This window comes from Paraburkholderia sp. A1RI-2L (assembly GCF_048957375.1).
GTDB lineage: Bacteria > Pseudomonadota > Gammaproteobacteria > Burkholderiales > Burkholderiaceae > Paraburkholderia.
Map to the genome: position 1 here is coordinate 1,109,977 of NZ_JARBTA010000002.1, position 12,128 is coordinate 1,122,104.

Consider the following 12,128-nt stretch of genomic DNA (forward strand, 5'->3'; position numbering starts at 1 on the left):
CGGCACGAAGGGAGCTGGGTGGGCCCGTCAGGAACGGACGGCCCGGAGGGAACAGGCGTTGTGTCAGGCGTCAGAGGTCACTTACTGGCGCAGCGAATCGATGTCGATCACGAAGCGGTACTTCACATCGCTCTCGAGCATGCGCTCGTAAGCGTGATTGATGTCCTGCATCTTGATCATTTCGATATCGGACGTAATGCCATGCTGTCCGCAAAAATCCAGCATTTCCTGCGTTTGCGCGATGCCGCCGATCAGCGAGCCCGCCAGACGGCGGCGCTTGAAGATCAGGTTGAACACCTGTGGCGACGGGTGATCGTGCTCGGGCGCGCCCACGAGAGTCAGCGTGCCGTCGCGCTTGAGCAGCTCGATGAACGGGTTCAGGTCGTGCTGCGCGGCCACCGTGTTGACGATCAGATCGAAGCTGTTGGCGTGCGCTCGCATCTGCTCCGGGTCTTTCGAAATCACGACTTCGTCCGCGCCGAGTCGTTTGCCGTCTTCGATCTTCGAGGGCGAGGTGGTGAACAGCACTACCTGCGCGCCCATCGCGTGCGCGAGCTTCACGCCCATGTGACCGAGACCGCCGAGCCCCACGATACCGATTTTCTTGCCCGGGCCCGCGCCCCATGTGCGCAGCGGCGAATACGTGGTGATGCCCGCGCACAGGAGCGGCGCCGCGCCCGCCGGGTCGAGGTTCTCGGGTACGCGCAGCACGAAGGCTTCGTCGACCACGAGTTGCGTGGAATAGCCGCCGTAAGTGAGCTCGCCGCTCACGCGGTCGATGCCGTTATAGGTGCCCACGAAACCGTTCTCGCAATACTGTTCGAGGCCTTCGGCGCAGCTCGCGCAGGTGCGGCACGAGTCGACCAGGCAGCCGACGCCCACGAGCTCGCCCACCTTGAAGCGCGTGACGCCCTTGCCCACTTCCGTCACGCGGCCGACGATCTCGTGGCCCGGCACGACCGGGTAAAGCGTGTTGCGCCATTCGTTGCGGGCCTGGTGCAGGTCCGAGTGGCACACGCCGCAGAACTGCACGTTGATGCGCACGTCGAGTTCGCGCAGGTCGCGGCGCTGGAATTCGAACGGGGCGAGCGGCGAGGCGGCATCGCGGGCGGCATATCCGTAAGTGGCGTACATAGGCTGGCTCCTGAGGCTGAACTGACTTGCTGAATTAGCAAGCCGTGCGGACGCAAATACCGGTTCGCAGCGCGTGAGGAAGCGCTGGATCAATGGGTGTTGCGGCAGGGTTCCCATGCTAAGGATCGCGCTCTACCCAGGGAATACCTGAAGCTATCGAAGACTTGCCTGATTCTCCTGGTGCGCAGCACGAGCGTGCGTTCGGTGATAGATTGGCAAGCCTGTTTCTCCGCTTCTATCGATGAATTCAGGAGCGCTACTGTCATGAAAAGTCCACAAACCGACGACGTCACGCAAAGCCGCATCGTCGAGCTGCTGCTGCAACTCACGCAGCGCGACGGCGTGCATCCCACTGCGATCGACTGCGTGCGCCTGTTGCGCGGCAGCGAGAGCCATCCGCGCCGGCCGGTGATGTACGAGCCGAGCATCGTGATCGTGTGCCAGGGCCGCAAGCGCGGCTTTCTTGGCGACCAGGTGTTCATCTACGATGCGCAGCAATACCTCGTGCTCTCGGTGCCGCTGCCATTCGAGTGCGAGACCGAGGCCACGCCCGAGAAGCCGATTCTTGCGATTTCGATTCGCGTCGATCTGACCATGGTGGCCGAGCTGCTGATGGCGCTCAACGACACCCGCGGCAGCGCCGTGGCGGAGCCGGTGGGCATCTACGCGACGCCGCTCGACGCGACGCTTTCGAATGCCGTGCTGCGTCTCGTCGAAGCGCTCGCGCAGCCGAGCGACGCGCGCATTCTCGGCACGTCGATCGTGCGCGAGATCTGCTATCGCGTGCTGACCGGCGAGCAGGGCGACGCGATCCGCGCGGCGCTCACGCATCAGCATCATTTCGGCCGCATCGCGAAGGCGCTGCGCCGCATCCACGTCGATTATCGCGGCGACCTCGACGTGGAGACGCTGGCCGCCGAGGCGGGCATGAGCCTCGCGGTTTTTCATGCGCACTTCAAAGCCGTTACCTCGACCTCGCCGATGCAGTACGTGAAGACCACGCGGCTGCATCAGGCGCGGCTGTTGATCACGCACGACGGCATGAGTGTGAGCGCGGCGGCCACGCGCGTGGGCTACGAAAGCGCCTCGCAGTTCAGCCGCGAGTTCAAGCGCCTGTTCGGCTGCAGTCCCGCCGACGACATGCGCCGCGCACGCAACGTTGCCGAAGCCGCCGCGCCGCGCGTGGAAGCGGCGGCGCGCTACGCCGGCGCTGCGGTGTGAGTGCTGCGCCGGCCGATCAATCTGTATGTGCGCTGGCCCACGTCCCGAGGACAATCTCCAGTGTGGCGGCCCTTCGCGCATTCATGCATGCCGTATCATTGCTCGTTGAGCGATGAGGCTTCGCTTGCCGCCTTGCGCGCGGTGCGCGGCCGGTCGACTTTTTCCGCCCCGGCGCCCTGACACGTCATACATGCAAACATTGATCGAGGCATTGCAAGCCACTGCCGACCTCGTGGTGAACCACTTCTATGAGGAACTGGCGCGCTTGCCCAAGTCCCGGCGCATCCTCGAAATGCTGTCGGCGCAGGAGCTTGCGGATCTCAAGGAGCGGCAGGTGCAGAACCTCCGCGCGCTCGCCCAGCCGAACCTGAACGCGCAGGAGCACGCCGCCATGGCGATGCGCATCGGGCGCATTCACGCGATCGTCGGGCTCGGCAAGGAAGAACTCGTGCGCAGCCGGGGCATCCTTCAGGAACTCGTCTACAAGCAGATCGGGCGCAGCGTGAGCAGCCAGGCGCTTTCGCTCTACGCGCGCCGCCTCACCTCGGACACCGCCTGGCAGCTCAAGGCCTATCAGGCGGTGGAGGATTCGCAGCAGGAGGTGCTTCAGCGCATCACCCGCATCGTCTGGGCGGCGGGCAGCTATACGCATTTCATCGACCAGGTGATCGGCGCGCTTGCGGCCCACGACGAGGTGGCCGCGTGCGCGATCGGCCGTCCCGACCGGGACGGCATCTTCCACTTCGAGGCCGGCGCGGGCGGCAGCGGCCCGGACGGCGGCGGCTTGCTCGCGTCGCTGGCGTCGCAGGGGCTCGATATCAGCGTGCGCGCCGACCACGCGTGCGGCCAGGGCGCGGTGGGGCGCGCGTGGCGCAGTGGCAAAGCCGAGCGCGTGGTGAACTATCAGACCGATCCGCTCGTCGCGCCCTGGCGCGAGATGACGGCGCGCGAGGGCTTGCGCTCTGCCGTCGCGCTGCCGCTTGCCACAGGCGGCCAGCCGCCGATCGCGATCCTGATGCTCTTCAGCGCCTGGCCCGGCGGTTTTGTCGGCCCGGACCAGGTGGCTTTCGTCGAGTTATTGCAGACGCTGCTCGGCTGCGCGGTCACGCGTTTGCAGACCCACGAGGGCATGCACGGCGCCGCCGTGCCGGTGAGCGTGCGCCAGCATTGGGCCGCGCTCGTGCGCACCGGCGCGCTGGAGATGCACTACCAGCCGCTGCTGAATCTCGCAACGGACCGTTGCGGCAAGGCGGAGGCGCTGGCACGCCTGCGCGACGGCGAACGGCTGCTCACCCCCGACGAATTTCTGTTTTCGCTGGCCTCCGACGATCTGCTCGAACTGTTCGCGCGCGGGCTGCATCAGGCGCTCGCCGACCGCCGCCAGTGGCTCGCGGCGGGGCACGACCTGGATATATCGATCAACCTGCCGCCGGCCGCGCTCAACGACATCCGCTACTTCGAGGCAACCCGCGAGGCGCTTCAGGCCCACGCTTGCCAGAGCGCGCGGCTCACGCTCGAAGTTCTGGAGACCGAATCATTCACACTGGACGACGGGCGGCGCTCGATTCTCGCGAAGTTTCGCGCGCTGGGCGTGCTGCTCGCGCAGGACGATCTGGGCTCGGGGCATAGCGGGCTCGCGCGGCTGCGCGAACTGCCGTTCGACTGGATCAAGATCGACCGCGAGATCGCCCAGATCGATGGCGACGCGGCGCTCGACGCGCTGCGCGTGGTGTATCAGGTCACGCGTCTGGGCCACGCGCTGGGCAAGCTCGTGCTCGCGGAAGGCGTCGATTCGGCGGATCTGCTGGCCGCGCTCGCGATACTCGGTGTGGATGGCGCACAGGGCTACGTGATCGCGCGGCCCATGCCGGCCGCGCAATTGCCTGGCTGGATCGAAGGCGCGAATGAGCATGGAGCGTGTGATGCGTGTGGCGCGCGCGACAAGCCTGCCGCAACGGCGGGCGACAGCGTGCTGGCCCGGCTTGCGCGCTTCGTGGTGTGGGAGGACCGTGTGCTGCTGATTGCGGGCGCGCCCGGCGCGGTGCGCGATCGCTTGAGAGCCTCCGGGTTTGTCCCGCCCACGCCGCTGGCCGAAGAACTCCTGGGTCTCGGCGACGTGCTTCCAGCGAGTGAGGAACGCGACGCGCTTCAGCTCGATTTGCTGCGCGCCCTGCTGGACGGCGGCCGCGAAAGCGATGCATGGCGCACCGCGCTCGATCGCCTCAAGAGCTCGATCGCCGCGACGGCGCACGCAACCCCGCCCACTGAACCGGCGCCCTCGCACACACACTGAGCGAGCGGCGCCTGTGCTTCACTCGGTCAACGCGATGGCGGCGCTCGCTTGCGCGGCCGCGGGCTGTCTGCGCTGCAGCGCCGCGATGCACACGAGCGAGATCGCCGCAAGCGCGCTATAGAAGAGCGCCAGCGGCCACCATTGGCCGGGAAAGTCGTGGGCGAGCAGCGTGCCCACGAGCGGCGTGAGACCACCCGCGAGCGCCGCGCAGCATTGGTAGGAGATCGAAATAGCCGAATAGCGCACGCGCACCGGGAAGGCGTTCGTCATGAAGCCTGCCATCACCGCATACGAGCTCGACATGCACATCACCGCAACGGCAATGCCGATCACGATGGCGGCCGGCTTGCCCGTGGAGACCAGCACGAACATCGGATAAGGCGAGAGCATCGCGAGCCCGGCAGCGAGCTTGAGAAAGCCGCCCGCGCCTACGCGCTGCGCGAACCAGCCCGAGGCGAGCTGGGTGAAGAACTGGATGAACGCCACGACGAACAGACAGTCGAGAATCAGCGCGCGGTCGAGGCCGAGCGTCTGCGTCGTGTAGTTGAGCATGAAGGTGTTGACGAACCACGCCCCCGCCACGCCGATCACGTTGGCGCCCAGGCACAGCAGCACGGTTCGCCAGCTGTCGCGCAGCACGTCGAGGATGGGCAGCGCGGCGGTGCGGCGCTGGGTCTTGAGCGCTTCGAACTCGGGCGATTCGCCCACGCCTGAGCGGATCAGCAGGCCCACCACGAGCAGCACCGCGCTCGCGATGAACGGCAGACGCCAGCCCCACGAAAAAAGCGCAGCCTTGTCCAGATGCGCGACGCTGCGAAACGAGAGCAGCGCGAGAATCAGGCCCGCTGGACTGCCCAATTGCGCGAACGAGGCGAGGAACGTGCGCTTTTCCTTGGGCGCATGCTCGCCCGCCATCAGCACCGCGCCGCCCCATTCGCCGCCGATCGCGATGCCCTGCGCGATGCGCAGCGCGACCAGCAGGGCCGGCGCGAGCGCGCCCGTGCTGGCGTAGGTCGGCAGGAAGCCGATGCTCACCGTGCCGAGCCCCATGATCGAGAGCGTGGCCACGAGCGCCTTCTTGCGGCCGATGCGATCTCCAAGATGGCCGAACACGAGACCGCCGAGCGGCCGCGCGAAAAAGCCCACGGCGAAGGTGCCGAACGAAGCGAGCGTGCTGTAGAAGGGCTCGGTCGACGGGAAGAACAGCTTGCCGAAAATGAGCGCCGCTGCGGTGGCGTAAATGTAGAAGTCGTACCACTCGATCGTCGTGCCGACGAAAGCGGCCAGTGAAGCGCGCGCGGGTTGGCGCGTGGGGATGCTCGTCATGTTTGTCTCCTGTGTCGACCAGAGTTGGCGCTTTAGCTGTCGGCCGGAGTTAGTGCTTCTGCACTTACTCCGGGCCAGTGCGGAGCGCTTTCTCGGGTCTCATGCAACGCATTGTTCGGTCGAGCCGGCTGGGGCCGGTCTTCTGTCCGCCGATGTTTCGCGAGTTTGTCTTCGGGTTGCTACGGATTCCTCATCCTTTCACCACACCCGCATCGAACAGCTTCTGCTGGGTGGCGGCATCAATGCCGAGCGCGTCCAGCACCGCGCGCGTGTCGCCGCCAAGCGCGGGCGGCGGCGTGCGGTAGGTGGCCGGTGTGCGCGAGAGCTTGACCGGCGCGCCGGTGCCGCGATAGCCCTCCATCTCCACCAGCATGCGGCGATGCTGCGTGTGCGGATGCGCGGCCACGGCGTCGACGGTCTGCACGGGGCCGCACGGCACGCCGGCCGAGATCAGGTCGCGCGCGAGCGGCTCGCATGCGTGCTGCGCGAGCCGCGCTTCGAGGGCCGCCTTCAATTCGGGCCGGTGCGCGCAGCGGCTGCGGTTGTCGGCAAAGCGCGGGTCGTCGGCGAGATCGGGGAGGTCGAGATGCGCGCAAAGCTTCGCGAACTGGCGGTCGTTGCCCACTGCGAGGAAGATGGGCGCGGTGGCGGTCGCGTAGCTGTCGTAGGGCGCGATGTTCGGATGCGCGTTGCCGCTCCTCTGCGGCGTGCGTCCGTTGCCGAAGAAGTTCGGCAGGTGCGGATGCAGCAGCGCGACGCCGCAGTCATAGAGCGCGATGTCGACCGATTGGCCCTGGCCGCTTTTTTCGCGCTCCGCGAGCGCGAGCAGGATGCCGGCGAGCGCGTTCAGGCCCGTCACCATGTCGACGATGGGCAGGCCGATGCGCAGCGCGGGCCTGTCGCTTTCGCCGTTCACGCTCATGAGGCCGGCCATCGCCTGGATTACGGCGTCATAGCCGGGCAGGCCGCCGAGCGGGCCGTCCGGGCCGAAGCCGGAGATCGCGCAATGGATCAGGCGCGGAAAGCGCGGCTTGAGATCGCGTTCGTAATCCATGCCCCAGCGCGCGAGCGTGCCGGGCTTGAAGTTCTCGACGAGGACGTCGGCGCCTTCGAGCAACTGCCAGAGAATCGCGCGGCCTTCGTCGCGAGACAGGTCCACGGCGATGCCCTGCTTGTTGCGGTTCACGCCCATGTAGTACCAGGCGGTGTCGTCGAGAAAGGGCGGGCCCCAGCCGCGCGTTTCGTCGCCGTCGGGCGGCTCGAGCTTGATGACCTCGGCGCCATGATCGGCCAGCGCCTGCGTGCAGTACGGGCCGCCCAGCACGCGGCTCAGGTCGATTACGCGCAGTCCGTGCAGTGCGCCATTGACCTTTCCCTGCGCAGATGTTTCGAATATCTGATGAATGTTCATCGCGCGGACCTCACTGTGCGGGCAGCAACTGCATCGCATCGGCGAGCGGTAGCGGGAGTTCGTCGACGAGCGCGCGCAGTTGCGCGGCGCTAGCGTCGCGTTCGTCGAGCGCGAGCGGGTCGCGCGGCAGCAGCTTGTGGCGCACGATCAGGTGCGCGAGCGCGAGACGCCGGTAGTCATGCGCGCCGCGCGAAGAAACCTGCGCGGCTTCGCAAGCCATGAAGGCGGCCGTGGCGGCGTGATAGAGCGCGCTCGCGGCCTGGCGCACCGATTCGTCGCGGCCGCACTCGGCCACGCTCTCGAGCGCCGTGCCCGCGCGTTTGAAGGCGGCGCGCAGGAGCGCCGCGCTCGCTTCCGGCAGACCGCTTTCCGCAAGCTGTGCGCGCACGTAGCGCGCGAGCGCATCGAGCGCGCCTTCGCGTTTGGCCGCGCGCGCCACGTCGAGCGCGACGATGTTGCTTGTGCCTTCCCAGATCGAACCCAGATGCGCGTCGCGCACGAGGCGCGGGTCGCTCCATTCCTCGATATAGCCCACGCCGCCGCGCACTTCCATGGCGTCGCCGGTCACGCGGCGCGCGTCGCGGCACGCGCGGAACTTGACGAGCGGCGTGAGGATGCGCACGCACTTCGCGGCGAGCTCGTCGCCATGGTCGGCGCGCGCGAGCAGCGCGGCGATCTGCATGAACATCGTGCGGGCCTGCTCGGCGGGCAGCATCATCTTGAGCAACTGGCGCTGCATCAGCGGCATCTCGATCAGCTTGCGGCCGAACGCTTCGCGATGGCGCGCCACGTGCAGCGCCTCGGTGAGCGCGCGGCGCATGAGGCCCGCCGCGCGCACGCCGTTCGACAGGCGCGACATGTTGATCATGTCCGCCATCTGATGAAAGCCACGGCCCACTTCGCCGATCAGATACGCCTGCGCGCCTTCGAGCACGATCTCGCCGCTCGCCATCGAGCGGCTGCCGAGCTTGTCCTTCAGGCGCACGATGCGATAGCGGTTGCGCGTGCCGTCGGGCAGCGTCTTCGGCAGCAGAAACAGCGCGAGGCCCTTGATGCCCGCAGGCGCATCGTCGGGGCGCGCGAGCACCATCGCGAGATCGGCGTCGGCGTTCGAGCAGAACCACTTGTCGCCGTGCAGGTGCCAGATGTCTGCGCCATTCGCGCCGCGCTCCTTCGTGGCGCGCGTGGCGATGCGCGCGACGTCCGAGCCCGCGGCCTGCTCGGTCATGAACATCGCGCCCTGATAGAGCGTGTCGAAGTCCTGCGAAGCGAGCATCGGCAGATAGCGCGCGATGAGCTCGGGCGAGCCGAAGCGGCGCAGCGTGCGCGTGAGCGAGTCGGTCATGCTCACCGGGCAGCACAGGCCGAACTCGGCCTGCACGAACAGGTAGGTGAGCGCGTATTTGACGAGCGGCGCGGGCGGGTTCTCGCGATGGCTCATTGCCGCGAGGCCCAGTTCGGCGTACGCGACGCGTTCGAGCGCGACGTAATCGGGGTGCTTCTCGATGCTCTGGATGGGCTCGCCGCGGCGCGTGCGCGGCTTCAGCGTGGGCGGATGGCGGTCGGCGACGAGCGCCAGCGCATCGAGTTCGTCGGAGGCGCGCTGGCCGAGCGCGACGAGCTGGGGCTCGATGGCCGCGTAGGCCGCATCGCCGAGATAGCTGCGCAGCAGCGGGGCCAGACCGGGGTCGCTCGTGAAGAAGTTGATGCCGCGGCTGTCGGGAATATTGGCCGAGCCGTCGGCCTGAGCGGCGACGGCGGGAAGATCGCTCATCGGGGTGTCTCCAGGGGTTTGTTCGGATCGGCGCGCGCACTGCGCCGTAATGGAAAGCAAGCTTAGGCAGCGCAACGATAACGGTCCAATACAAACGATGTCCTGTACGATAAGCAGCATCTATCGATAACGGCACCCGGAGACCCCGAAATGGAACTCAAGCAATTGCGCTATTTCGTGGCCGTGGCCGAGGAGCTGCATTTCGGCCGCGCGGCGCGGCGGCTCTTCATCTCGCAGCCCGCGCTGAGCTTCGATATCCGCAAGTTCGAAGAGCAACTGGGCGTGCAACTGCTGGAGCGCACCAACAAGGCCGTCGCGCTCACGAACGCGGGCTACGTGCTGCTCGAAGAAGCGCGGCGGCTGCTCGAACAGGCCGACGAAGTGCGGCGCATCGCGGCGCGCTCGGCGCATGGGCTCGCGGGGCGGCTGCGCATCGGCTTCGTCAACTCGATGCTGTATCGCGGGCTGCCCGAAGCGGTCCGGCGCTTCGAAGCGGATCACCCCGCCGTGGAGGTTGTGCTGCGCGAGATGAACACCATCGAGCAGGTCCATGCGCTGCAGCGTTTGCAGATCGATCTGGGCTTCGCGCACTGGGGGCGCTTTCCCGCCGAGGTGCAATCGGAGCCGCTGTTTTCCGAGCCATTTCTGTGCTGCCTGCCGGCGGGGCACCGGTTCGCGCGGCGCAGGCGCATCGAACTCGCCACGCTCGCGCGCGAGCCGTTCATTCTGTTTCCGCGCTCGGTGTCGCCGCATTATCACGATCAGATCATCGCGACTTGCGTGGATGCAGGCTTCAGTCCGCAGATCCGTCACGAGGCGCGCCTGTGGCAGACCGTGGTGACGATGGTGGAGTTCGGCATGGGCATCGCGCTCGTGCCCGCGGCGCTCGGCAACATGGGCGGCGAGCGCGCGGTGTTTCGGCCATTGGCAAGCAATCCTTATGAGTCGCAGGTGCTCCGGCTCGTGCGCACGGGCGAGACCGACGCCATCGTGCAAGGTTTCGCGGGGTATCTGGCAGTGCAGGGGCCGGGCAGCTAGCCCATGACGGGGGGCCTTACGCGCTCACCTGATCGTCGCGCGTCGCGTGCGACGGCGGCGGCAGCGGGCCGCCATCGGCGAGCAGCTGGGTGATGCGCTTCGCGTCGAGCGGCTTGCTGAAACGGTAGCCTTGCGCTTCCACGCAGCCGAGCGCCAGCAGGAACTCCTGCTGCGCGAGCGTCTCGACGCCTTCCGCAATCACCGATAGTTCGAGCGCCTTCGCCAGCGTGACGATCGCTTTCACGATCGCAGCGGTGTCGTTTTCATCGATCCTGTGCACGAACGCCCGGTCGATCTTGATGCGATCGACCGGCAGCGCGCGCAACTGGCTCAGGCTCGAGTAGCCCATGCCGAAATCGTCGATCGCCACGCTGATGCCGACGCGGCGCAACTCATGAAGGCGGCGCACGACAATCTCGGGCTGCTGGATCAGCGCGGTCTCGGTGACCTCGAGTTCGAGCCCGGCTGGATCGATGCCTGTGTCGCGCAAGCTGGCCTGAAACGTTTCGACGATATTCGCGCGCTGCAGCTGCAGCGGCGACAGATTGATCGAGATGCGCCCCGGCGCAATGCCCATGCGCCGCCAGACGGCGGATTGGCGGCATGCCTCGTGCAGCACCCATTCGCCGAGTCTGGCTACGAATCCCGACTTTTCCGCAATCGGCACGAAGTCCGCCGGGGCGATCTCGCCGTAAATCTCGTCGTACCACCGCACGAGCGCTTCCACGCCCACTACGCGGCCGCTGCGCATGTCCACCTGCGGCTGGTAATGGAGCCGCAGCGCGCCGGCTTCGATCGCCTTTCTGAGGCGCGCCGAAAGAATCAGCTTCGCATCGGCGTCCGCGCGCATGTCGGGCCGATAGCGCTCCCAGCAATTTCGGCCGCGATTCTTGGCCGCGTACATCGCCATGTCGGCGCAGGGGATCAGCGTCTGGGCATCGCCCGCATCGGTCGGAAACACGCTGACGCCCACGCTCGCACTCACCACGAGTTCATGTCCGTCGACGAGCACGGGCTGGGCCATCGCCGCGAGCACGGCATCGGGCAGATCGAAGCGCGCCGCGTCGCCCCGCGCGCCGGGCGCCACGATGATGAACTCGTCGCCGCCGTAGCGGCCGACGATGTCGCCAGGCCGGGCGCACGCGCGCAGACGCGCGGCAACCTCCACGAGCAGTTGGTCGCCGACGCTGTGCCCGAGCGCATCGTTGACGGTCTTGAAGGCATCGAGATCGACGAACACCACATGAACCGAAGCGCCGTCGCGGCCCTGGGCGGCGAGCAGCGTCTGCAGTCTTGCGCTGATCGCCGCGCGATTCAGGAGCCCGGTCAGGCTGTCGCATTCGCTCAGCTCGCGCATGCGGCGCGAGCGATCGAGCAGCTTGACCGAGACGTCATGCGTCGTTTTGGCGAAGAGGAGCGGATAAATGAAGATGATGGGCAGCCAGGCCGGCGCGATCTGCCCATTGAAGGGATCAAGGGCGATGCCAAAAATCGCCACGCCGGCTGCAAGCCCCGCCGCGCTGGCGAGCGTCCCGGCGGCGAACAGCGTCCACCCGCCGATCGCCATATTGTCGAGCGAGAACATCAACAGGGTGACGATCGTCGCAACCGGCTCGAAATGCACGGCGGCGACGAGCCAGCCGCCGAACACCGAATCGATGAGCATGTTCCGTCGCTCTTTGCGCGGTGCATCGGCGATAACGGGGCCCACGAGCCGGTGAGCGAAATGCGGCCAGAGCAGGCAGACGGCCAGCACCACGGCAAGGACCCAGGCGGGCGCCTGCTGCAGGCGCAGCAGGAACAGGACGGGTAGCGTGCCCATTGCGTAGCCCAGGGTCCTGAGCACGTAAATGCGCTGCACAAGGCCAATAGTCCAGGCGTTATCGCCCTGGGCGGACGTGAGCACGCGGTCTCCTGAATGGGTTCATATG

At 67.1% G+C, this 12,128-nt stretch carries 8 protein-coding genes; 3 read left to right on the top strand and 5 right to left on the bottom strand.

From position 1 onward, the window contains the following. Positions 1–81 precede the first annotated feature (81 nt). Positions 82–1,134, bottom strand: coding sequence for an NAD(P)-dependent alcohol dehydrogenase (locus PWP93_RS19835; protein WP_421045630.1), 1,053 nt, complete (start codon positions 1,132–1,134; stop codon positions 82–84). Positions 1,135–1,398: 264 nt separating this feature from the next. Between PWP93_RS19835 and PWP93_RS19840 the strand changes: the two genes are divergently transcribed. Beyond that, entirely contained in the window at positions 1,399–2,355 is a 957-nt protein-coding gene (locus PWP93_RS19840) for an AraC family transcriptional regulator (protein WP_421026529.1), read from the top strand. Between the two features lie 190 nt (positions 2,356–2,545). Next, positions 2,546–4,648: an EAL domain-containing protein gene (locus PWP93_RS19845; RefSeq protein WP_421045631.1), complete on the top strand. Its 2,103-nt coding sequence runs from the start codon at positions 2,546–2,548 to the stop codon at positions 4,646–4,648. Between the two features lie 18 nt (positions 4,649–4,666). Here the strand turns inward: PWP93_RS19845 and PWP93_RS19850 are convergent, their stop codons facing one another. The 3 genes from PWP93_RS19850 to PWP93_RS19860 all read right to left on the bottom strand — a co-directional run bounded on the left by PWP93_RS19850 (position 4,667) and on the right by PWP93_RS19860 (position 9,159). After that, positions 4,667–5,974: an MFS transporter gene (locus PWP93_RS19850; protein ID WP_421045632.1), complete on the bottom strand. Its 1,308-nt coding sequence runs from the start codon at positions 5,972–5,974 to the stop codon at positions 4,667–4,669. 190 nt (positions 5,975–6,164) lie between these two features. Then, positions 6,165–7,385, bottom strand: coding sequence for a CaiB/BaiF CoA transferase family protein (locus PWP93_RS19855; protein WP_421045633.1), 1,221 nt, complete (start codon positions 7,383–7,385; stop codon positions 6,165–6,167). Positions 7,386–7,395: 10 nt separating this feature from the next. Then, a complete protein-coding gene (locus PWP93_RS19860) occupies positions 7,396–9,159 on the bottom strand; it encodes an acyl-CoA dehydrogenase family protein (protein ID WP_421045634.1) in 1,764 nt (587 codons plus the stop codon). Between the two features lie 150 nt (positions 9,160–9,309). Here PWP93_RS19860 and PWP93_RS19865 point away from each other — a divergent pair, with 150 nt between their 5' ends. Then, the gene (locus PWP93_RS19865; protein WP_421045635.1) at positions 9,310–10,197 is read left to right on the top strand and encodes a LysR family transcriptional regulator; all 888 of its coding nucleotides are present in this window, start codon (positions 9,310–9,312) and stop codon (positions 10,195–10,197) included. 16 nt (positions 10,198–10,213) lie between these two features. Here PWP93_RS19865 and PWP93_RS19870 read toward each other — a convergent pair whose 3' ends face one another. Beyond that, positions 10,214–12,103 (bottom strand): putative bifunctional diguanylate cyclase/phosphodiesterase, encoded by a 1,890-nt coding sequence (locus PWP93_RS19870; protein WP_421045636.1) that lies wholly within the window; start codon positions 12,101–12,103, stop codon positions 10,214–10,216. Positions 12,104–12,128: the final 25 nt, after the last annotated feature.

What these genes read in the sequence shown, in the direction of transcription:
- PWP93_RS19845 (WP_421045631.1), top strand. Translation starts at nt 2,546, where the DNA reads ATGCAAACATTGATCGAGGCATTGCAAGCCACTGCCGACCTCGTGGTG.
- PWP93_RS19835 (WP_421045630.1), bottom strand. Translation starts at nt 1,134, where the DNA reads ATGTACGCCACTTACGGATATGCCGCCCGCGATGCCGCCTCGCCGCTC.
- PWP93_RS19865 (WP_421045635.1), top strand. Translation starts at nt 9,310, where the DNA reads ATGGAACTCAAGCAATTGCGCTATTTCGTGGCCGTGGCCGAGGAGCTG.
- PWP93_RS19860 (WP_421045634.1), bottom strand. Translation starts at nt 9,159, where the DNA reads ATGAGCGATCTTCCCGCCGTCGCCGCTCAGGCCGACGGCTCGGCCAAT.
- PWP93_RS19855 (WP_421045633.1), bottom strand. Translation starts at nt 7,385, where the DNA reads ATGAACATTCATCAGATATTCGAAACATCTGCGCAGGGAAAGGTCAAT.
- PWP93_RS19840 (WP_421026529.1), top strand. Translation starts at nt 1,399, where the DNA reads ATGAAAAGTCCACAAACCGACGACGTCACGCAAAGCCGCATCGTCGAG.
- PWP93_RS19850 (WP_421045632.1), bottom strand. Translation starts at nt 5,974, where the DNA reads ATGACGAGCATCCCCACGCGCCAACCCGCGCGCGCTTCACTGGCCGCT.